Origin of the sequence: Streptomyces uncialis, assembly GCF_001905345.1 — a bacterium.
GTDB classification, from domain to species: domain Bacteria; phylum Actinomycetota; class Actinomycetes; order Streptomycetales; family Streptomycetaceae; genus Streptomyces; species Streptomyces uncialis.
Genome location: NZ_LFBV01000001.1, coordinates 832,475 through 854,111, shown reverse-complemented (window position 1 = coordinate 854,111; position 21,637 = coordinate 832,475). Strand labels below are relative to the sequence as shown.

Annotated in this window: 18 protein-coding genes; 8 read left to right on the top strand and 10 right to left on the bottom strand. The window is 73.5% G+C overall.

Going from position 1 to position 21,637, the window contains the following annotated elements; translation table 11 throughout:
* Window positions 1-16: 16 nt before the first annotated feature.
* The 6 genes from AB852_RS03780 to AB852_RS03755 form a co-directional block, all read right to left on the bottom strand.
* Window positions 17-820: a DUF5707 domain-containing protein gene (locus AB852_RS03780; protein WP_073783515.1), complete on the bottom strand. Its 804-nt coding sequence runs from the start codon at window positions 818-820 to the stop codon at window positions 17-19.
* Between the two features lie 218 nt (window positions 821-1,038).
* The gene (locus tag AB852_RS03775) at window positions 1,039-1,863 is read right to left on the bottom strand and encodes a hypothetical protein (RefSeq protein ID WP_073783514.1); all 825 of its coding nucleotides are present in this window, start codon (window positions 1,861-1,863) and stop codon (window positions 1,039-1,041) included.
* 258 nt (window positions 1,864-2,121) lie between these two features.
* Window positions 2,122-2,889 carry a calcium-binding protein gene (locus AB852_RS03770; RefSeq protein WP_342748455.1) on the bottom strand — a complete coding sequence of 256 codons (768 nt, stop codon included), beginning with the start codon at window positions 2,887-2,889 and terminating at the stop codon, window positions 2,122-2,124.
* A 311-nt stretch (window positions 2,890-3,200) separates the two neighbouring features.
* Window positions 3,201-3,983: a calcium-binding protein gene (locus AB852_RS03765; protein ID WP_073783512.1), complete on the bottom strand. Its 783-nt coding sequence runs from the start codon at window positions 3,981-3,983 to the stop codon at window positions 3,201-3,203.
* Between the two features lie 276 nt (window positions 3,984-4,259).
* On the bottom strand, window positions 4,260-7,556 hold the full coding sequence (locus AB852_RS03760) for a sacsin N-terminal ATP-binding-like domain-containing protein (protein WP_073783511.1): 3,297 nt from the start codon (window positions 7,554-7,556) through the stop codon (window positions 4,260-4,262).
* Between the two features lie 835 nt (window positions 7,557-8,391).
* Complete coding sequence (locus AB852_RS03755; protein WP_073783510.1) at window positions 8,392-9,366, bottom strand: DUF3027 domain-containing protein; 975 nt, start codon at window positions 9,364-9,366, stop codon at window positions 8,392-8,394.
* A 441-nt stretch (window positions 9,367-9,807) separates the two neighbouring features.
* Between AB852_RS03755 and AB852_RS03745 the strand changes: the two genes are divergently transcribed.
* The 4 genes from AB852_RS03745 (at window position 9,808) to AB852_RS03730 (ending at window position 13,843) form a co-directional block, all read left to right on the top strand.
* Complete coding sequence (locus AB852_RS03745; protein ID WP_073783509.1) at window positions 9,808-11,193, top strand: MFS transporter; 1,386 nt, start codon at window positions 9,808-9,810, stop codon at window positions 11,191-11,193.
* Between the two features lie 532 nt (window positions 11,194-11,725).
* On the top strand, window positions 11,726-12,238 hold the full coding sequence (locus tag AB852_RS03740; RefSeq protein ID WP_073783508.1) for a DUF2771 domain-containing protein: 513 nt from the start codon (window positions 11,726-11,728) through the stop codon (window positions 12,236-12,238).
* Between the two features lie 4 nt (window positions 12,239-12,242).
* Complete coding sequence (locus AB852_RS03735; RefSeq protein ID WP_073783507.1) at window positions 12,243-12,974, top strand: futalosine hydrolase; 732 nt, start codon at window positions 12,243-12,245, stop codon at window positions 12,972-12,974.
* Window positions 12,971-13,843 (top strand): 1,4-dihydroxy-6-naphtoate synthase, encoded by an 873-nt coding sequence (locus AB852_RS03730; RefSeq protein ID WP_073783506.1) that lies wholly within the window; start codon window positions 12,971-12,973, stop codon window positions 13,841-13,843. Before AB852_RS03735 ends, AB852_RS03730 begins: the two co-directional genes overlap by 4 nt.
* Window positions 13,844-13,865: 22 nt before the next feature.
* Here the strand turns inward: AB852_RS03730 and AB852_RS41280 are convergent, their stop codons facing one another.
* Window positions 13,866-14,249, bottom strand: coding sequence for a cold-shock protein (locus AB852_RS41280; RefSeq protein WP_073783505.1), 384 nt, complete (start codon window positions 14,247-14,249; stop codon window positions 13,866-13,868).
* Window positions 14,250-14,449: 200 nt separating this feature from the next.
* Here AB852_RS41280 and AB852_RS03720 point away from each other — a divergent pair, with 200 nt between their 5' ends.
* Complete coding sequence (locus tag AB852_RS03720; RefSeq protein WP_073783504.1) at window positions 14,450-14,707, top strand: hypothetical protein; 258 nt, start codon at window positions 14,450-14,452, stop codon at window positions 14,705-14,707.
* Window positions 14,708-14,851: 144 nt separating this feature from the next.
* On the opposite strand, the gene AB852_RS03715 is transcribed toward AB852_RS03720, so the two are convergent.
* Complete coding sequence (locus AB852_RS03715) at window positions 14,852-15,421, bottom strand: HAD family hydrolase (protein ID WP_073783503.1); 570 nt, start codon at window positions 15,419-15,421, stop codon at window positions 14,852-14,854.
* Window positions 15,422-15,689: 268 nt separating this feature from the next.
* Here AB852_RS03715 and AB852_RS03710 point away from each other — a divergent pair, with 268 nt between their 5' ends.
* The 3 genes from AB852_RS03710 to AB852_RS03700 all read left to right on the top strand — a co-directional run bounded on the left by AB852_RS03710 (window position 15,690) and on the right by AB852_RS03700 (window position 18,704).
* On the top strand, window positions 15,690-16,682 hold the full coding sequence (locus AB852_RS03710; RefSeq protein ID WP_073783502.1) for a FecCD family ABC transporter permease: 993 nt from the start codon (window positions 15,690-15,692) through the stop codon (window positions 16,680-16,682).
* Between the two features lie 154 nt (window positions 16,683-16,836).
* Window positions 16,837-17,850, top strand: coding sequence for a FecCD family ABC transporter permease (locus tag AB852_RS03705; RefSeq protein ID WP_073785352.1), 1,014 nt, complete (start codon window positions 16,837-16,839; stop codon window positions 17,848-17,850).
* 8 nt (window positions 17,851-17,858) lie between these two features.
* Window positions 17,859-18,704, top strand: coding sequence for an ABC transporter ATP-binding protein (locus tag AB852_RS03700; protein ID WP_385917668.1), 846 nt, complete (start codon window positions 17,859-17,861; stop codon window positions 18,702-18,704).
* A 112-nt stretch (window positions 18,705-18,816) separates the two neighbouring features.
* Here the strand turns inward: AB852_RS03700 and AB852_RS03695 are convergent, their stop codons facing one another.
* Window positions 18,817-19,350 (bottom strand): hypothetical protein, encoded by a 534-nt coding sequence (locus AB852_RS03695; RefSeq protein WP_073783500.1) that lies wholly within the window; start codon window positions 19,348-19,350, stop codon window positions 18,817-18,819.
* A 182-nt stretch (window positions 19,351-19,532) separates the two neighbouring features.
* On the bottom strand, window positions 19,533-20,873 hold the full coding sequence (locus AB852_RS03690) for a hypothetical protein (RefSeq protein ID WP_073783498.1): 1,341 nt from the start codon (window positions 20,871-20,873) through the stop codon (window positions 19,533-19,535).
* Window positions 20,874-21,637: the final 764 nt, after the last annotated feature.

Sequence of the window (21,637 nt, the reverse complement as noted above, 5' to 3'; positions counted from 1 at the left end):
ACGGGAGGCCGGCGACTCAGCGCACGTCGACGAAGTCCGCCTTCGACGTGACACCGGCGGTGGTGGCCGTACCCGGGTAGCTGAGGCGGAAGTCACCGTCGGCCGTGGGCTTCGTGGTGGTCCTCACCTTGCCCCGGCTGTCCGCCTTGACCGTCTTCACGGTCCGCCAGGTGCTGGTGCCCTTCTTCTTGAACTGGAGCTTCACGGCGCTGCTGGCGACACCGTTGTACTTGTGGGTGTTCCAGTCGGCGCGGGTCAGGGAGCCCGAGACGGTGAGAGCGTCGCCCCGGCGGACCGGCTCCGGTGTCGCGTCGGCGGTCAGCTTCGCCGCCCGCTTCACCTGGTGGGTGGCGTACTTCTGCCGCTCCACCGAGCCGCCGTCGATGCTGTCGGCCGCGACCGCCACATGCCACTTGCCCGCGCCCGCATTGGTGAGGTCGAACAGGCCCTCCGGCGACTTCGGGTCGGCGACGACCTTCAACGTGCAGGTGGACGTGGTGTCGCTGCTCTGGACGCAGTCGCCCATGCGGATGTCCGGCATGAGGATCGTCTGCGGGTTGTCGGCGGAGGTGCCGCCACGCCAGAGGGCGGCGAGGGCGATCGAGATGCCCGAGTCGTCCTTCGCGGTGACCTTGATGGTGAACGTCTTCTTGGAGACGCCGACCACGAGGTCCTTGCCGCCGTTGACGGTCACCTTGGTGATCTTCGGCGGGGTGGCGCGGCTCGCGGAGGCGCGGTCGTCGGCCTGGGCGGCGGTGCCGGTCAGTGCGGTCAGCGCCAGAGCGCCGGTGGTCAGCCCTGCAAATACACGAGTGCGCATACGTTCCCCTGGGTACGGGACGGTCGGCGGCTGCGGAACATCCGTCCGCAGGCGGCTGTCGACCGGATCCCGGTGGTCTGGATGAGGAGTCCGTGGACTCCATGGGACGCGGTGGGCGCCACGCCCGGACGGGTCAGAGGTCCCGTGAAGGTCCGTCCGGGCGGGGCTGCCCCCGCGAGGTTCGGGAAGGACCGGGCGACCGGTCCCCCGCGCTACGGCTAGCGGACGTCCACGAAGTCGGCGACCGACGTCGCGGAACCGGTGGTGCCGGAACCGCCGTACGTGAAGCGGTAGTCACCGTCGGCCGAGGCCTTGACGGTGGTCTTCACGGTGCCACGGCTGTCGGCCTTGACCGTCTTCACGGTCGTCCAGGCGCCGGCGCCCTTCTTCTTGTACTGGAGCTTCACCGAGTTGCTGGCGAAGCCGTTGTACTTGAGGTTGTCCCAGCTCGCCCGGGTGAGCGCGCCGCTGATCGTGAGGGTCTTGCCCTTCTTGACCGGCTCGGGCGTCGCGTTGGTCGTGAGCTTCGCCGCGCGCACCACCTTGGCGCTCTTGTAGTTCAGGTTCTCGGCGACGGTCTTGTCCTCGCCGTCCGCCTCGAACCTGATCGCCGCCGCGAGGACCTTCCACGTTCCCGCGTCCTGGTTGGCGAGGTCGGCCTTCGGGTCGGCCACGACGGTGTACTTGCAGGTGGCCGTGGTCGCGGTGCGCTTGCACGGGTCGTGATCGACCAGCGTGACGGGCACCAGTACCGCTGACGGGTTGTTCACGGTGCCGCGATACAGAGCGGCCACGGCCAGGGTCACGCCCTTCCTGTCCGACGCGCTGACCTCGACGGTGAACTTCTTCTTGGACGTGCCGACGGCGATGGTCTTGCCGCCGTTGATGGTCACCTTGGTGATCTTGCCCGTGGCGGCGGCTGCGGGGGCCGCAAACTGCGTGAGGGCGCCGGGGTCGCGTTCGGACGCGTGTGCGGCCGGGACTGCGAGGACGGAAAGGGCCAGAGCGCCGGTCAATACGGCGGCAGAGGCGCGAGTGCGCATATGTGTTTTTCCCCAGGTGCTGTGCGGCTCGCCGGCCCGGCACGCCACCCCCCAATACTGGGGCGTGCCCGTGTCCGGCGACCCGGTTCGGTCATGGAGCCGTACCGGCTCCACCTGCGAAGACCGCGTCGGCGGGCGAAAGGTTGTACGAAAACACGCATCTGCCGCGAGGCGGGATGCCGCCACCGCCGACGGGGATGAGGATTCCTCCGGTCCCGTCGGCGGCGGCGCCCGTCATGCGCTGTGGGTCGTGGTGCGTCAGCGCACGTCGACGTAGTCCGCGCCGGAGTTGACCGCCGGGGTGGTCGAGGTGCCGGCGAAGCTGTAGCGGAACGAACCGTCAGCGGTCGCCTTGACCGTGGTCTTCAGGTTGCCACGACCGTCGCTCTTGACGGTCTTGACCGTGCTCCACGCGGTCGAACCACGCTTCTGGTACTGGAGCTTCACCGGCTGCGAGGTATAACCCGCGTACTTGTCGGTGTCCCAGTTGGCACGGGTCAGAGCACCCGTGACCGTCAGGGTCTTGCCCTTCTTGATCGGCTCGGGAGCCGCGTTGACCGTGAGCTTGGCCGCGCGCAGCACCTTGACGCTCTTGAAGTTCTCCACCAGGGCGACGGGCTGGAAGGTGCCGTCGATCGCCATCCCGGCGACCTTCCAGGACCCCGCGTCCTTGTTCGCGAGCTTCGCCCGCGGGTCGGCCGTGAACGTGTACTTGCAGGTGGCCGTGGTGGCGGTGTACTTGCACGGCTCGGCGGTCCCCGTGTCGTCCTCCTCCAGGAACACGTCCGGGTTGTCGAAGTCGCTGCCGCGCCACAGGGCGGCGACGGCAAGAAGTACGCCCGCCTCGTTCGACGCGCTGACCTCGACGGTGAACTTCTTCTTGGACGTGCCGACGGCGACGGGCTTGCCGCCGTTGACGGTCACCTTGGTGATGTTCCCCGCGGCGCTGGAGGACGCCGCGAACGGCGTCGGCAGGTCGGCGGGAACGCGGGAGTCGTCACCGGACGCGTGCGCGGCCGGGACCATCAGGGCGGAAAGGGCCAGAGCGCCGGTGGTTAAGCCGGCAGAAGCGCGAGTTCGCATATGTGTTGTCCCCAGGTGCCGTGGGGCCGCCGGCCCGGCACGCCACCGTCCGATACGGGGGCGTGCCTGTGTCCGGCGACCCGGTTCGGTCGTGGAGCCGTACCGGCTCCACCCGCTCAGACCCCGCGGACGGCCGCCTGGTTGCAGGAAACGCGTACGCGCCGCGACATGGAAGGGCGCCGCCGCCGAAGGGGAGAGGGTTCCTCTGGCCCCGATGGCGGCAGCGCCCGTCATACGCTGCGGATCGTGGTGCGTCAGCGCACGTCGACGTAGTCCGCGCCGGAGTTGACCGCCGGGGTGGTCGACGTACCGGCGAAGCTGTAACGGAACGAACCGTCAGCGGTCGCCTTGACCGTGGTCTTCAGGTTGCCACGGCCGTCGCTCTTGACGGTCTTGACCGTGCTCCACGCGGTCGAACCGCGCTTCTGGTACTGGAGCTTCACCGGCTGCGAGGTGTAACCCGCGTACTTGTCGGTGTCCCAGTTGGCGCGGGTCAGGGCGCCCGTGACCGTCAGGGTCTTGCCCTTCTTGATCGGCTCGGGAGCCGCGTTGACCGTGAGCTTCGAGAGGCGCTGGAGGCGCCAGCTCTTGATGTTGTTCGATTCGAGGTCGGCCCCCTCCAGCGACTGGACCAGGACGTCGGTCTTCCACGTGGCGGCGTCGACATTGTCCAAGTCGTAGTACGGCTCGACCACGAAGGTGGCCTTGCAGTTGGAGGTCGTGGCGGAGACGGACTTGCAGGCGTCGGCCCCGGTGCCCCACTCCTCCGGGAGGAGGATGTTGCCGGTCGTGGACACGTTCCCGCGCTCCACCGTGATGTTGGCGTCGGGGTAGATGCCCGAGCTGTGGCTGGCGGTGAAGGTCACTGTGAACGTCTTCTTGGCCGTGGTGCCCACGACGACGTCCTTGCCGCCGTTGACCTTGATGTTGGTCAGCTTGACGGCCTCGGCGGCCGGAGCGGCCTGGGCGGCCGGGACGGCCAGCGCGGAGACGGCCAGGGCGCCGGTGACGACGGCGGCGGATACGCGGATGCGCATGAATTCCCCAAGTAAATCCAGGGGCTGACGAGCGGCCGCACACGCCACCCCCCAATTCTGGGGCGCGGGGCCACCGGAAAGCCCGGGTCGGTCCGTTGAGCCGGATGACTCAACGGACAAGACACACCATGCCATTGAACGGTTGCATCCGTCCACAAGATTTTATCGCGTGAGCCGAGTTAACACCGTTCGCATGGTGACGCGAGGCCCGGCTCCGGGGTCGGGGCCGGGCCCCGGAGCGGTGGTCGGGGTCGCGCGGGAGGGGCGGTCGGGACGTCAGTCGAACCAGCGGTCACGGGCCAGTTCGTCGGTACGGGTCGGGTCCTCCAGCAGCGCGGCGACCTCGAAGCGGCGGGGCCACTGACCGGCCGCCCAGGCGAGACCGGCCGCGACACCCTCCAGCGTCGCCGCGTGCACGACCCCTTCGGCCGTGCGGTGCCAGTCGAGTTCCACGTCCCCGACGAACAGTTCCTCGTGCTCGGTGTACGTGGCCGGGACCGACGCGCCCAGCAGGACCCGTACCGGCTCCGGGGTCGTCCGCACCACACCGTCGTCCGACACGTCCCCCGTGACCACCGCGCCCAGGCGCCGCACCTGGAACAGTTCGGCGAGGTCGGCGGCCCGGGACGGGCTGACCGGCAGCAGCGGCAGCCCGGCGGCCAGCGGCAGCAGGTCCGGGGAGTCCGCGACCACGGCGGTGGCCGCGTCCACGACGGTGACCCGGCCGTCGACCACGGCCCGCAGCTCGTCCGGCAGCGTCACCTGGTCCGGCTCCAGCTCCGCCAGCGCCCCGTACAGGGCGTGGAGTTGGGCGGTGGTGACATCGCGGTCCGGGTCCGCGAGGCGTTCGAGGAGTTCGGCGGCGCCCCCCGGCTCGTCCAGCAGCGCGGCGACCGAGGTCCGCACCCCGAGGGCCGCGAGGACCTGCTCGTCGTCGAAACCGGCCGCGTCGGCGGACTCGTACAGCCCGGCGAGCAGCGGGTCGCTCCCGGCCGCGCGCAGCCCCGCCGGACGGCGGCCCTCCAGGACGGGGTGGCCGCGCAGCCACCAGGCCGTGTACGGGCGGACGCTCTGCACGCGGCCGTCCGGCAGCAGCACCCGCACCCGCTGGGTGAGGGCGTCCCGCAGCGGCGGCCGGGACAGCAGGGCGAGGGCCTCGGGCCAGCGGTCGTCGTCCACCAGGTCCAGGTCTCGGACGGCGATCAGCTCGGCGGCGACCGGCGGGACGGGGGTGTCCGGGAGCCCGTCCAGCAGGTCCTCGCACCACACGTCGACGGCGTCCAGCAGGCCCGCGTCGTCGGACTCGGCGAAGTCCCCCTCGCGGGGCTCCAGTTCGTCCGGGTCGAGGACCACGTCCATGGCGCGGACCAGCGCGAAGTCGGCGAGGACCCCGCAGGCGGCGAGCGGCTGCGCGCCCCAGCGTTCGGCGAGCTCCGTTTCCACGGCCGCCAGTTCGCCCTCGCGGACGACCTGCGCGAACGGGCTGCCCGGCAGGACCAGCTCACCCGCCGGAGCGGGTTCGCCGTCCTCGTCGGTGAGGGCCAGCGCGCCGAGCCACGGCTCGTCGCCCGGGGCGAGCGCGGCGTCCCGGACCAGTCCGAGGACGAGTTCCGCGAGCTGTTCCGCGTCGGGCGGGCCGCCGGCGCCGGGGGCGCCGGAGTCGTCGGGGAACGGGTCGTCGTACCAGGCCTCGTCGTCCATCGACGCGGCGACGGCGGCCCTGACCTGCGGGGTCGTGAGCACCGCGCGGGGGGTCGCCGGGAGGGCGCCCAGCTTCTCCAGCAGCGGGTGCGCCGCGTCGGGGTGGGCGACCTTCAGACCGAGCCGGGCGAGCGCGGCGGGACCGCCACCGCCCGGCTCCGGCCCGGTGCCCGCGCCCTGACCGGGGACGGGCAGCAGGATCTGCCGGGGCCCGATCGTGGTCCGGCCGTCGGCGAGCGGCACCGGCAGGCCCGTCAGCCGGTCCGGGTCGACCCCGGCCAGGCTGTCGTACAGCCGCCACCACCACTCGGGGTCGCGCTCCAGCCCGGCCAGCCGGTCGACGGCGTCGGTCAGCGGAACCCGGGCCACACCCAGGGTGCGCAGCTCGGCGCGCCGTTCCAGCCCGGCGGGCAGCAGGCTCGGCAGCACCTCCGAGAGGACCCGTACGGTGTCCGCGCCCGCGCCCTCCACGAGTTCGGCGTCCCGGGGGCGCAGCGCGTGCCTGTCGGGGCCGCGGGTGGTGGTGCCGTCGTCCCATCCGCCGGGTGCGGCGTCGTCCCCGTGCGGGGTGCGGTCGGGGTCGGCGGCGGGCGGCAGGAACGCGGTGCGGGGCAGCCGCTCCAGGACGGCCGCGCGCAGCGCCCCGTCGAGTTCGGCGCGGCCCAGCGGGCCGGGGACCAGATCGACGATCCCGGGGCCCACCGGGCGCCAGTCGGCGAGGAGTTCGGCGTAGGCGTCGGCGGCGCGGGTCACCAGGAAGTCGGTCAGCGGGCCCGGGGCGGCGTGGCGGCGGGTGGGGTCCAGCGGGAACGACGCGATCAGCAGGGCCGGTACGCCGAGGGGTTCGTCGCTCGGGGTCGGCGCGTGCAGTACGGGCGCGGTGCGCGGCGGACGGGGGGCACCGGCGTCGTCCACGGGCACCGCCCAGGTCACCGACCAGTGCGGACGCAGACGTTCCTCGGTGGGACGGCCGGCCAGCAGATCGGCGGTCAGCGCGCCGGCACGGGCGACGGTACGCCACCGGGTGGTGCCGTCGCGGCTGTCCTCGATCACCGTGTACGGGGTGTCCGTACGGCGGCCGAGGGTCCGTACGGAGCCGTCCGGCAGCTCCACGGTCACCTCGGCGAGGCCCGGGAGGGTGAGCAGCAGGGCCTCGTCGATCCCGGTGAGGAGCCGTTCGGCGAGGTCACGGGCGGCGGCGTCACGCAACGGCATGACGACGACCGTGTCGTAGGAGTCCGGTACGGGGCCCTCGGCGGGGAACGGGAGCCTCAGCAGCGGGACATGGCCCTCGCGGCGGCGCAGTTCGTCGTCGAGGCTGCCGGTACGGGGGGCGGTGCCCTTGCCCTTGCCGGTGCCCGTGTCCGTGGCCTGCGCGGCGGTCTCGGCGGCGAGGGCGCGGGCCTCGGTGAGGGACCAGCGGACGCCGCCCGCGCGGCTGAGGACGGCGGGCTCGTCGGTGACGGCGAGCACGGCGGCGAACCCGACGCCGAAGCGGCCCACCGCGCCCCGCGCGTCGTCGTCGCGCTTCGCGGAGGCCCGCAGGGTGGACAGGGAGACGGCGCCGGTCGCGTCGAGGGGGGCGCCGGTGTTCGCGGCGGTGAGGACCCCGTGCGGGGTGCCGTCGTCGTGGAGGGTGAGGCGCAGCCGGCCGGGGGCGGTGGTGCGGGACGCCGCGTCGGCGGCGTTCTGGGCGAGTTCGACGACGAGGCGGTCGCGGTGGCCGCCGAGGGCGAGGTCCTCCTCGGCGTTGGCGTCCTCGCGGAAGCGGGTGGGGGTGGTGTGCCAGGCCGTGAGGACCTCTTGGCGCAGGCTCGCTGTGCCGAAGGGGTCGGCGGTCCCCTCCGGGGTGGGGCTCGCGGGCTGGGTCACGGGGTGCTCCTCGGTTGTCCTCGGTCGTCCTCTTACGGTGGCCTCAGGCCCTCAGCGGCGAAGGTACCTTGTCGCCTTCGCTCGCGCTTTTGAGGTCTCTCCGCTGAGCGCACTCGTCCCTGTGCCCCTGGGTCTGTCCGGCTGGACGCACTTGTTCCTGTGCGGGTCGCTCGGTGGGTGCGCAGTTCCCCTCGCCCCTGGGTTTCCTGTGCTGGGCGTACTTCGCTGCTGTGCCGTCACTCGTGGGGTGCGCAGTTCCCCGCGCCCCTGGATGCTGCCCTATTTCGGTCGCTCTTCGGGTGCGGGTCCGCCCTCGTTTTTGCGCAGTTCCCCGCGCCCCTGACGGGGCGCCCCATTCCCGTTGTCTTTCGGGTGCGGGCCCCCTCCTCGCGCGGTCGCGCTGCTGCGGGAGGGGGTGGGCGGGAATCTCTGCCCGCAGACTCCGACGCCACCAGTGGGGCCACCTTCCCGTCCCTACCGAGCGCGTTGGAGCGAGGACGGAGAATCCCGACCGGCACCGACCCGAAGAACCCACAGGACGCGCCCCAAAGGGGCGCGGGGAACTGCGCGAAAACGACCAGCGACGGCACCGGGACAAGTGCGTCCAGCCGGACGGACCTGGGAAGCGCAAGCGAAGGCGACCCGCGGGGAACTGCGCACCCCCGTCCGACCCGCACAGGGACAGGTACGTCCAGGTGTGGAACCCCAGGGGCGCGGGGAACTGCGCACCCACCGAGCGACCTACACAGGAACAAGTGCGTCCAGCCGGACAGACCCCGGGGCACAGGGACAAGTGCGTCCAGCCGGACGGACCTGGGAAGCGCGAGCGAAGGCGTCAGGTGGGGTCGGGGGACTCCGTGGTGTGGAGGGGGAAGACGTCGACGCGGGTCTCGTCGAGGACCGGCGGGGTCATCGGGGCGGCCCGGGGCATGACCGCGGCCTCCGAATGCCCCCCGCACCCGTACGCGAGCGACACGAGCCGCCCGTCCGCGGGCGAGAACTCGTTCGCGCAGGCACCGAACGCCTGCCCGAGCGCACCGCCCAGCGGGGTGAGGAATCCGCACGAACCGCAGTTCGCCGGCGCGGCCTGCGCCATCGGCGTACCCGCGCCGAACGCCACGTCCCAGCGGTCCGCCGCGTCCCGCAGCCCGTACCGCGACAGCACCCGGGCCCGCCCGAGCCCCAGCTCGACGGCGACCTCGGCGATGTCCCCGCGCGAGGGCGTGACGGGCAGCGCGGGCGGCGGCCCGTCGGTCCTCCCCGCGGCCTCCCGGGCCGCGTCGAGCCCGGCCCACTCCTCGGAGCGGACGGAGTTCGGCGCGGGCGCGTCCTCACCGGACCGGCCGCCCGCCAGCCGGGTGTCGTCCACGGCCCCGGACAGGGCGGCGTCCGCGTCGTCGGATTCCACGGCCTCCGGGGCCACGACGGCGCCGGGCTCCAGCCGCGGATCGTCGTCCTCGGTGGGCAGCAGGTCCCCGGGACCGAGGTCACCGGGGCGCAGCCGCTCGCTCCAGGGCAGCCATTCGGGGGCCAGCAGCGCGTCGGGGCCCGGCAGCAGCACCGTCTCGTCGAGGGTGACCTGCTTGGCGCGGGACGCGCGGGCCACGGTCACGGCCCAGCGCCAGCCCCGGTAGCCGGGCTCCTTGCATTCGAACAGATGCGTGACCACGCGGTCGCCCTCGACGACCGTCGCGACATGCTCACCCACCACCCCCGGCGCGGCGGTCTCCTCGGCGGCGGTGCGGGCGAGGCCGACGGCCTCCGCGCACAGACGGTCCGGGGTACGGCTTCGCGTTGTGGCTGCGCTCACGGGTATCGCTTCTCTCCTACGCCGTCTGTCGAGTGCGCCCTCCTGGCGGGCGGCGTTCGGTTCCACCGGGAACGCGGACGGAGCGGACCAGCGGGCCGCGTCGACGTCCGCGCCCGATCAACCCGGGCGCACCTGTGTCACCCATTCTGCGTGATGACGGAGAGGCGCGCGGCCAGGACCGACCACCGCAGGCGCGCTACGCACGCTACCCTCTCCGGCGGCCCGCGCCCACACCGGCGTACGGTGCGGCTCGCGTTGTTCCCACCCCGAGACCTCCCGGGGCCCGCCCCACGACATACCCCGACACACCGGCGCGGGGCCTGTACGGGCGCCCTGCCCCAGGTGACGGGGGCCGGTACACGGGGCGGTACGTGGGGCACGCCACGTCCGGGGGACGCGGTATCCCCACTTGATCGTGCTCCCAGGGGGCACTATGACGGGATGGCAGTAGCCAGGTCGCCCCGCTCGCCGGGCGGACCCGGCCCGTTGCGCCGGGCCGGCCGCTCGGTGGGCCGTGTGCTGCGGATGCCGTTCACGGGCCCGGCCCGGGGCATCCGCAAGGCGACGCACGCCCACGGGGCGGGTGAGTCGGGGCTCGGCAAACTGATCGAGCTGCACGCGGTGAACGGCGCCGGGGACGTGATGATCACCGTGGCGCTCGCCTCGACGGTGTTCTTCGCCGTCCCCACCGACGAGGCACGCGGCCGGGTCGCGCTCTATCTGGCGATCACGATGGCACCCTTCACCCTGCTCGCACCGGTGATCGGCCCGCTGCTGGACCGGCTGCCCCACGGGCGCCGCGCGGCGATGGCGGGCGCGATGCTGGCCCGCGCGGTCCTCGCGCTGCTGCTGTCCGGGGCGGTCGCCACGGGCAGTCTGGAGCTGTATCCGGCGGCGCTCGGCGTACTCGTCGCGTCCAAGGCGTACGGGGTGGTCCGCAGCGCGGTGGTGCCCCGGCTGCTGCCGCCCGGGTTCTCGCTGGTGAAGGCGAACTCACGGGTCACCCTCGGCGGGCTGCTCGCGACGGGGGTGGCCGCGCCGATCGGCGCGGGCCTCCAGATGCTGGGGCCGCGCTGGCCGCTGTACGGGGCGTTCGTGCTGTTCGTGGCGGGGACGTTCCTGTCGCTGTCGATGCCGCGGGTGGTCGACTCGGCGAAGGGCGAGGACCGGGCGCTGCTCGCGGCCGACCCGGACCATGTGTACCGCGCCCGTACGGGGAAGGTGCGGCGGCCGGGCCTGCGGACCGTCGGCCCGGCGGTGACGCACGCGCTGGCCGTGAACGCCTCGCAGCGGTGTCTGTCGGGCTTCCTCATCTTCTTCCTGGCGTTCCTGCTGCGGGAGCATCCGATGACGGGGCAGAGCGCGGCGGTGTCCCTCGGGGTGGTCGGGGTGTCGGCGGGCGCGGGCAACGCGCTCGGTACGGCGGTGGGGGCGTGGCTGCGGGCCCGCGCGCCGGAGATCATCATCGTGACGGTGGTGGCGTGCGTGGTGGGCATGGCGGCGCTGGCGGCGGTGTTCTTCGGGGCGGTGATGGTGGCGTGTCTCGCGGCGGTCGCGGGGTTCGCGCAGGCGCTGTCGAAGCTGTCGCTGGACGCGTTGATCCAGCGGGACGTGCCGGAGCTGGTGCGGACCTCGGCGTTCGCGCGGTCGGAGACCGTGTTGCAGATGTCGTGGGTGGTGGGGGGCGCGGTGGGGATCGTCCTGCCGCTGAACGGTGCGCTCGGACTGTCGGTCGCGGCGGGCATCGTGGGCCTCGGCTGGTCCACGACCGTACGGGGCCTCCTGGCAGCGGCGAGGGGCGGTCCGGCCCACCCCCGCATCGCCTAGGCCGTCGCTTGCGCTTCCGAGGTCTGTCCGGCTGGACGCACTTGTCCCTGTACAGGTCGTTCGTGGGATGCGCAGTTCCCCGCGGGCCGCCTTCGCTTGCGCTTCCGAGGTCTGTCCGGCTGGACCCACTTGTCCCTGTGCCGTCGCTCGGTGGGTGCGCAGTTCCCCGCGCCCCTGGATGCTGCCCCCTTGCGGTCGCTCTTCGGGTGCGGGTCTGCCCTCGTCTTTGCGCAGTTCCCCGCGCCCCTTTGGGGGCGCCCCGTTCCCGTTGTCCTTCGGGTGCGGAACCTCCCTCCGGAGCGAGGACGGAGAATCCCGACCGGCACCGACCCGAAGAACAAGCAGATGGCGCCCCGAAGGGGCGCGGGGAACTGCGCACCCGACGAGCGACGGCACAGGGAACAAGTACGTCCAGCCGGACAGACCTCGGGTGCGAGCCAAGGGGGGACCTTTGGGACCACCCGGGTGGGGGGTGGGGCGTGGGCGCACCCGCGTGAGGGCCCGCGGGGGCTGGCCCGATAGCCTTTCGCGCATGACGTCCCTGTCCGCGGCCGAGCCGCACCTGAAGTCAGCCCCGGCCGCCGCCCGGTCCCGTCGGACCATCGCCGTCGCGGGCGCCGTCTGTGCCGGTCTGCTCGTCCTCACGGCGTGCGAGAAGCCGACCGCCGTCGCGACCGTCACCGTCGCCGACATCTCCGTGACCTCCGAGGCCACCTGCTACGAGGACGGCAAGGCGATCAAGCCCGCCGACGTCGACAAGTGCCTGAAGGAGAAGAAGGACGTCAGGCACATCACCGTCGATCCCACCGAGACCGTCCGCTTCGGCGTCGACCCGGTCATCGCCGACAAGAGCTGGACGCTCCTGCTCAACGGGCAGCGGCTGACCGACTACAGCAAGAAGACGTACCTCGCCGTCCCGGGCAGCGTCTTCTTCAACGAGCAGTACGGCGCCAGCGGCTCGTCCACGATCGTGACCATCGCCGAGGGCGGCGAGAACAAGGTCACCGGTCTGTGGTCGTTCCGGCTCAAGAAGGGGTCCTCCTGACCCCGTGACAGCGCCCGCGCGTCTCCTCGTCGTCACCGCGGTCCCCGCCGAGCGGGACGCGGTGGCGCTCGCGTTCCTGCCCGAGCAGCGGGAGATCCGGCTGCCGGGGGCCGAGCTGCGGCGGATCACCACGGCGGGCGCCCGCTGGGACCTGCTCGCGGCGGGGGTCGGCCCGGCCGCCGCCGCGGCGGCCACGGCGGGTGCGCTGACCGCCGCCGCGCTCGACGGGACACCGTACGGGCTGGTGGTCTGTGCCGGGATCGCGGGCGGTTTCGAGCCGCTCGCCCCGGTGGGCTCGCTGGTGGTCGCGGACGCGGTCACCGTCGCGGACCTGGGCGCCGAGTCCGGTACGGACGCGGACGGGTTCCTGCCGGTCACCGCGCTGGGCTTCGGCACCGTCACCCACGAGCCGCCGCCGAGACTGGTGCGCGAGGTGGCGGACGCGCTGGGCTGCGCGGCGGGGACGGTGCTCACCGTGTCGACGGTGACCGGTTCCGCCGCCCGCGCCGGGGTGCTGCGCGCGCGGCACCCGGGGGTGCTCGCCGAGGCGATGGAGGGGTTCGGGGTGGCCGAGGCCGCCGCCGCGCACGGCGTCCCGGTGCTGGAGATCCGCGCGGTGTCCAACCCGGTGGGCCCCCGTGACCGGGACGGCTGGCGGATCGGCGCCGCGCTCGCGGAGCTGACCGGGGGGTTCGGGAAATGCGCGACGGTCCTGGAGAGTTGGCGAGAGGTATGACGACCCCCGACGAAGCACCGGCCACCGGTGACGCGCTGCGCATCGCCTACTCGCCGTGCCCCAACGACACGTTCGTCTTCGACGCCTGGGCCCATGGACGGCTGCCCGGCGCGCCCGCGCTCGACGTGACGTTCGCGGACATCGACCTCACCAACGGCTGGGCGCGGCAGGGCACGTACGACGTGCTGAAGGTGTCGTACGCGGTGCTGCCGTGGGTGCTGGACGAGTACGCGCTGCTGCCGTGCGGCGGGGCGCTGGGCCGGGGCTGCGGGCCGCTGGTGCTGAGCCGGGAGCCGGGGCTGGACCTGACCGGGCGGACGGTCGCGGTGCCGAGCGAGCGTTCGACGGCGTATCTGCTGTTCCGGCTGTGGGCGGCGGAGCGGGTGCCCGGCGGGGTCGGCCGGGTCGTGGTGCTGCCGTTCGACGAGATCATGCCGGCCGTGCGGGACGGGAAGGTCGACGCGGGGCTGGTGATCCACGAGGCCCGCTTCACGTACCAGGCGTACGGGCTGCACCGGCTCGCGGACATGGGCGAGCACTGGGAGTCCACGACCGGGCTGCCGATCCCGCTGGGCGCGATCATCGCCAGGCGTTCGCTGGGCGCCCCGCTGCTGGCCCGGCTCGCCGACGCCACCCGGGCCTCGGTCCGGGCCGCGTGGGACGACCCGGAGGTGTCCCGGCCGTATGTCCTCGCGCACGCCCAGGAGATGGACCCGGCCGTCGCGGACCAGCACATCGGGCTGTACGTGAACGAGTTCACCGCCGACCTCGGTGACGAGGGGTACGCGGCGGTGCGGGGGCTGCTGACCCGGGCGGCGGCCGAGGGACTCGTACCGCCCCTCGGCCCCGGGGCCCTGGCCTTCCCCTGACCGGTGGCCGGGCGGGGCGCGGCTACACGTCGAGCTGGTCGGCGACCGCGCGCAGCAGTCCGGCGATCTGCTTGCCGGCGGCCTTGTCGGGGTAGCGGCCCTTCTCCAGGCTGGGCGTGATGTTCTCCAGGAGCGTCGTGAGGTCCTGGACGATGGACGCCAGCTCGTCGGGCTTGCGCCGCTGGGCGGCGGCCACGGACGGGGTCGGGTCCAGTACCGTCACCGACAGGGCCTGGTCGCCGCGCTGGCCCGCCACCACGCCGAACTCGACGCGCTGGCCCGGCTTGAGGGCGTCGACGCCGTCGGGCAGTACGGAGGAGTGGACGAAGACGTCACCGCCGTCGTCGCGGGAGAGAAAGCCGAAGCCCTTCTCACTGTTGAACCACTTGACCTTGCCGGTAGGCACGTGAAGTCCTCGTCCTCGTACTCGTCGATCCGTCCCGTCTGGGGACGGCACTGGGGAAATCGGGAAAGCGGCTCTGGATAGGGCCTTGGACAGTGGTGCGGCGGGCCACGCCGACCCGCCGGGGCCAAGCCTATGGGTCGGTGGGTCGCTGACAGGACGGTCCCGCGTTGTTCCTTCGCGCTGGGAACTACCCTGGTGGGGTGCGCGACAAAACCCAAGCGAATTCCGCGGCACCGGGCGAGGGACTGATCCGGGCCGGTGCGATCGTCTTCATCCTCGGTGCGGTGGCCACTGTGGTCACGGTGGCACCGCTGTTTCTCGGGACGACCCCGTTCCCGACCTATATGTTCTGGCTGAGCATGCTGATGGGGGTCGGTTTCGCGATCTCCGGGGCCGGGCTGCTGCGGTCGATCGCGGCGCAGCGGGCGCAGGCGCGAGGCGCTGCCGCGGGGGGCTGATTCCGGCAGGCGCGTGCCACGAGTCTGGCCGGAACCCGCCGTCCCCGGGGTGTTCCGGTCGTCCCCGGGGTGTTCCGGTCGTCCCCGGGGTGTTCCGGTCGCCCCGCCGGCGGGTGGCGCCGGTGTGTTCCGCGACCGGGCGGGTCAGAGGTGGGTGGCCAGCCAGGGGGTGAAGGCCGTGAGGTCGGGGAGGATCACGTCCGCCCCGGCCTCCCGCAGCTCCGCCTCGGCGCAGGGTCCGGTGGTGACGGCCACCGCGAGGGCGCCCGCGGCGCGGGCCCCCCGTACGTCCCCGACGTGGTCGCCCACGTACACCGAGGCGCGGCGCTCGCGCAGGGCGCTCGCCTTGCCCTCCGCCCAGAGGTCCCCGACGACCTCCGCCTCGATCCCGAGATGGGCGAGGTGGAGCGCGGCGTTCGGCCCGTACTTGGCGGTGACGACGACGGCCCGGCCCCCGGCCGCCCGGACCGCGGCGACGGCCTCCCGGGCGCCCGGCATCTCCCGGGTCGGCGCGATCGCGATCGCCGGATACATCGCCCGGTAGCGATCGGCCATTTCCGCGACGTGTTCGGCGGGAAACCAGTTCACCAGTTCGTCGACGAGCGGCGGTCCCAGTCTGCTGACCACCAGTTCGGTGTCGATGGGAACACCCGTCTCGGCCGCGAGCGCGTCATAACAGGCCTTGATACCGGGCCGGGAGTCGATCAATGTCATATCGAGGTCGAATCCGACGACGAGCGCGGGGCCGCCGGCCGGGCCGTTCCCCCTCGGCGGCGGGGACGGATTTCCTGCGGGTTGCGTAGCGGGCGTCACAACAGCCATTGTGCCCGGGTCCGGGGAACGGCGGACATCCGGTGCGCGGCCCGGACCACCCGTCGCGCGCGGGAGACGTATCACGGGCACCGTGATCACCGATGGCCTGATCTCCCGCATACACTTAGCCAAGCCTTACCAACCTTCGTGCCACGGGGAGCGCCAGCCGATGCCGGTCAGACGTACCGTCGCGATGCTGGCGGCCGTGGTGGCGCTGCTGCTCGCGATACTGCTCAGCCTCGCCGTGGGATCACGCGCGATCGCCCCGTCCGTGGTGTTCGACGCCCTGCTCAACGGCGGGACCAGCGAGGACGCCGTGGTGGTCCGGGGCCTGCGGGTGCCGCGCACCGTCATCGCGGTGATGGTCGGCGCGGGTCTCGCGCTGGCCGGCGCCGCGATGCAGGGCATCACCCGCAACCCGATCGCCGACCCCGGCATCCTCGGTGTCAGCCAGGGCGCGTCCGTCGGGGTGGTGTTCGCCATCGCCTTCGCGGGCGTCCACAGCCTGCACGGCTATGTCTGGTTCGCGTTCGCCGGCGCGGGTGCCGCCGCCGTCGCCGTCTACGCGATCGCGGCCCGGGGTCGGGGGGGTGCCACCCCGATCAAACTCGCGCTGGGCGGCGCCGCGATCAACGCGCTGCTCGTCTCCGTGCTGACCGCGGTCCTCACGACCCGGGCCGCCGCGATGGACGAGTTCCGGTTCTGGCAGGTCGGCTCGCTCTCCGGACGCGACGCCGAACTGGTCCACCAGATCTGGCCGTTCCTGCTCGCCGGAGCGCTCCTGGTGGTGTCCGTGGCCCGTGGCCTGGACGCCCTGGCGCTCGGCGAGGACATGGCGAAGGGCCTCGGCCAGAAGGTCGCGACGGTACGGATCGTGGGCGGCCTCGGCGCGACCGTCCTCACCGGCGCGGGGGTCGCGGCGGCCGGACCCATCGCGTTCGTCGGGCTCGCCGTCCCGCACATGGCCCGTGCGATCGTCGGCGGCGACCACCGCTGGCTGCTGGCGATGTCCGCGCTGATCGGCCCGACCATGCTGCTCGTCGCCGACACCGTGGGCCGGATCGTGTTCCCCCCGAGCGAGGTCCCCGCCGGAGTGATGACGGCCCTGATCGGCGTCCCGTTCCTGATCACCCTCGTCCGCAGAAAGGCGGTAGCCGCGTGACCGTCCCCGTCAGGCCCGGCGCGGCAGTGCGGGCGGTACGCCCGTGAGGTCCCGCACCGCGGACGGACCCGCCACCGGCCAGGTCCCGTCCCCGCCCGTCCCGCTCGGCAAGGTCCCCGCCGCGCGGGGCTCCCGGCCCGCCGGATACACCCCCCTGCGGTTCGGGACGGCGTCGTTCCTGCTGCACCGGCGGACCTCGGTCGCCGTCACCGGACTGACGCTGCTGCTCGCCGCGGCGAGCGTCGCCTATCTGTGCGTCGGTGAGTCGTTCGTACCGCCGGGCGAGGTGCTGCGCGTCCTGACCGGGCAGCCGTCGTCGGCGGAGCTCGTCGTGGGCACCCTGCGCGCCCCGCGGCTGGTGGTGGGGCTGCTGGTGGGCGCCGCCTTCGGGGTCGCCGGGGCGCTGATCCAGACCGTGGCCCGCAACCCGCTCGCCAGCCCCGACATCATCGGGGTGAGCCAGGGCGCCGCCGCCGTCACCGTCGGCGCGATGACCTTCGGCATCGGCTCGTTCGCCGTACTGCCGTACATCGGTGTCGCGGGTGGCATCGTCGCCGCCGCGCTCGTCTACGTCTTCGCCTGGCGCGGCGGGCTGCACGCCACCCGGTTCGTGCTCATCGGTATCGGGATCGCCGTCGCCCTGCGCTCGGTGACCTCGCTGTTCCTCACCAAGGGTGACCATCTGGTGGCCCAGCAGGCCCAGGTGTGGATGACCGGCTCGCTCAACGGCCGGGGCTGGACCGAGGCCGCACCGCTCGGCTGGACGATGCTGGTGCTGCTGCCCGCCGTGGTGTGGGCCGCGCACGCCCAGCGCCGGGTCGGCGTCGACGACGACACGGCGACCGCCCTCGGGGTGCGCCTCGGCCGGGTCCGGCTCGGGCTCGTCGCCCTCGGGGTCGTCCTCGCGTCGGTGGCGACCGGGGCCGCCGGGCCCGTCGACTTCGTGGCGCTGCTCGCCCCGCAGGTCGCCCGCAGGCTCACCCGCACCGCGCAGATCCCGCTGCTGTCGTCGGCGCTGCTCGGCGCCGTGATCGTGGTCCTCGCGGACCTGCTGGCGCGGCGGATGTTCTCCCCGACCGAACTCCCGGTGGGCGTCCTCACGGCGGCCGTCGGGGCGCCCTACCTGATCTGGCTCATCATCCGCAGCCGCAGTGGAGGTACCGCGTGAGCAAGGCACTGACCAGCAAGGCGGCCCCGGCGCACGGGGACACCCCGATACCGGACGGGTCGCGGCTGCGCGCCAGCGAACTGACCCTCGCCTACGACGACCGCACCGTCGTCCACTCGCTCGACCTCGCGGTCCCCGACGGCGCGGTCACCGTGATCGTCGGCCCCAACGCGTGCGGCAAGTCGACCACCCTGCGGGCGCTCGGACGGCTGCTGAAGCCGCGCGGCGGCGCGGTGCTCCTCGACGGCGCGGCCCTCGCGACCCTGCCGACCAAGCGGATCGCCCAGCAGATCGGGCTGCTCCCGCAGACCCCGGTGGCGCCCGAGGCGATCACCGTCGCGGATCTGGTGGGCCGCGGCCGCCAGCCGCACCAGCGGTGGTGGCAGCAGTGGTCCGAGGCGGACGAGCGGGCGGTGACGGAGGCGATGGACCGCACCGATGTCACGGCCCTCGCGGAGCGTCCGGTGGACGAGCTGTCCGGCGGTCAGCGCCAGCGGGTGTGGATCGCCATGGCGCTCGCCCAGGAGACGGAACTCCTCCTGCTGGACGAGCCGACCACCTATCTCGACATCTCGCACCAGGTGGAGGTGCTGGACCTGGTCCGCCAGCTCAACCACGACCGGGGCCGCACCGTCGTGGTGGTCCTGCACGACCTCAACCAGGCCGCCCGGTACGCGGACCACCTGGTGGCGATGAAGGACGGCCGGATCGTCGCGGAGGGCCCGCCCTCCGAGGTCGTCACCGCCGAACTGGTACGGGACGTGTTCGGCCTCGACTGCGTCGTCGTCCCCGATCCGGTGACGGGTTCCCCCCTGATCGTCCCCGGCCTCCCCTGGCAGCCCGCGGGAGCCTGAGCCGGGACGTCCGACGCGACGCGGCACCCGTCCGGGCGGTGCATCGCGCCCGGCCGGTTCATCGCGCCCGGCCGGTTCATCGCGCCCGGCCGGTTGTTCGCGCCCGGCCGGTTCAGCCCGTCGCCGGGTCCGTGGGCGGTTCCGGCGACGGGTCCGGGGGCGGGGTCCTGGCGCCGGGTGCCGGGTGTGCCGGGCGACGGGTGGCGAGGAGGACGGTGAGCGACGCGGTGACGGCGGCCGGCCACAGCGGAGCACCGTGGAAGGCGCCGCCCGCGAAGGCCGCGCCGCACAGCGCGAGGGTGACCGCGGCGAGGAACACCGGCCAGTCGGACGCCACCAGCGGGCGGCCGTCCGTCGCGTCGGTCGCCTGGCCCAGTCCGACGGCGAGCGCGAGCAGCCACAGCGCGATACCGCCGAAGCTGAACAACAGCGCCCAGCCGACCTCGGAGACCGCGGCCGTGAAGTCGTCCCGGGTGCACAGCGGTTCCCCGTAGGCACCGCAGCTCCCCGCCGGATGGTCACGGACCAGCCCGGTGCCGAACAGCCAGCCACCCGCGGCCGTCAGCGGCGCGCACAGCGCCGACCCGAGCAGCCGCGCGGTCCGGGGACCACGCGCGGCGGCTGCCGGGTCAAAGTCGGTCCCCATGGTCGAACGTTCCCTCTCCCCCGCTACGGGGTCCCCAACTCACCCCGTACTGCCGGTGACGGGAGCGTGAACGCCAGGGGCCGCGCGGGGCGGTGGGGTGGGGCGCAGGTCGGCGCGAGGCGGTGCGGCCCGGGTCGGTGCGGCCCGAGGTGACCGCGCTGGGGCGGTGCGGCCCGGGGCGGTCACCTCCGCTGGGAGCGCCACACCAGGTACAGCGCGGTGGCGAACGCGGCGCCGCGCAGCACCCAGGGCCAGGTGCCCTCGATCGCGGTGGTCAGCTGTCCGTCGGCGACGGGGTCGCCCCACCGGCCGTCGACCCGGCCCCACAGCCACACCACGCCCCCGGAGAGCGCGAGACCCGGCAGCCACAGCACGGCGAACTTGGACTCGGTCGGGCTGAGCCGCCGGGACGCCCAGGCGATCACCCAGCCCGCGCCGAGCGCCAGCGGGTTGCCGATCACCGCGCCGGTCACGAGGAGCGCGGCGGCGATCAGCAGCAGGGGGTTGGACCACCCGGTGAGCAGGGCGCGGCCCAGATGACGCGAGCCGCCTTCCACGGCGGGCGCGGCGGCCTTCGCGGGGGACCGGCGCAGGGCCAGGGCCCGCCGCAGGAACCTGCGCCCGGGGCCGCCGGGCCGCTCCTCCTCGTCCCCGGTGCCGTCCCCGTCCTCCTCGTCCTCGTCGTCGCTGGGCGGGGGTTTCAGTATCTCGGGGATCTCGATGCCGCCGACGAAGCCGGGCACATGGTCGCTGAGCCCCGTCCCGGTCTCCACCCGCCACCAGTCCTGCTGCTCCGCGGACTCGCCCAGCTCCTCCAGCCCCGCCAGATGCGGGGGCGACGGCGGGCGCTGCGCGACACCGTTACCGGGTCCGCCCTCCACGGGCGCCGCAGGGCCGCTGGTACGGGACCGGGGCCGCGGGACGAGCCGGCGAAGCCCGCGGGGCTTCGGGGGGCCGGGGGACTTGGTGAGGTCCGCGGGGGTACGGGGCCCGTGCCCGGGGGGCGCGTCGGGCGGGGCCGTGGCTGGACGCGTCGCGTCGGGCGGTGCCGTGGGTGGGCCGGGCGCTCCGGACCGGGCCGGGGGCGAGCCGGGGGCATCGGACCAGGGTGGGTGCGGGCCGGGGGCGTCGGACCGGGCCGGGTGCGGGCCGGGGGCGTCGGCCGGGGGTACCGGCGCGCCCGGGGGTTCGGTGGGGGGCGCGGGTGCGTGGGGGGTTTCGGGGGTGCGCTGTTCGGGGACGGCGACGGGGGTGCCCACGGGGGGCGGGGCGTCCGGCCGGGTCCGGTCCGCCGTCATCGCGCCCGCCTGGGTGACCAGTTCGGTCGGGTCGCCGAGGCGGTTGAGGATGCGGCGTACGGACGCGGGGGTGTCGACCGGGGTCTTCGCCCGACGCCGGTCGATCTCCTCCCGCAGCCCGGAGACGAGGCGCATGCGCGCGGCCGACGGCAGTTGCCGCTGCTGTGCCAGATCGCCCACCCGACTCAGATAGTCGAAGACGAGCTGGTCGCTCTCAATCCCCACGGGTCGCCTTCGCTCGCGCCGCCAGGTTCTCGTGCCTGGGCCTACGTGATCCTGTGCGGGTGCTCGGTGGTGTCGCGCGGGTCGCCGCGCGGCTTGGTCCTGGGCCCCAAAGGGTACCGCCTTCGCTTGCGCTTCTGAGGTCCGTCCGGCGGGCCGCACTTGTTCCCGTACGGGTCGCCTTCGCTCGCGCTTTTGAGGTCTGTCCGGGTGGGCGCACTTGTTCCTGTGCCGTCGCTCGTCGCTTTCGCGCAGTTCCCCGCGGGTCGCCTTCGCTCTCGCCCCGGGGTTGCCTGTGCTGGGCGCACTTGTTCCTGTACGGGTCGTCCGTGGGTGCGCGGTTCCTCGCGCCCCTGGGTCTGTCCGGCTGGGCGCACTTGTTCCTGTGCCGTCGCTCGTCGTTTTCGCGCAGTTCCCCGCGCCCCTTCGGGGCGCGTCCGGCCGGTTCTTCGGGTCGGTGCCGGTCGGGATTCTCCGTCCTCGATCCGACACGCTCGGTACGACGTCCAGTTGCTCCACCGAAGCATCGGAGTCTGCGAGCAGAGATTCCCGCCCACCCCCTTACGCAGCCGAGCGCCTGCGAGAGGAGGGGGTTTGAACCCCGACCCCGGTCGATGAGAGTCCGCAGCCGGACGACAGCCCCAGGCGGGCGCCCCAAAGGGGCGCGGGGAACTGCGCACCCACCGGACGACCCGCACGGGACAAGTTCGTCCACCACAGGCAACCCCGGCGCGCGAGCGAAGGCGACCCGCGGGGAACTGCGCAAA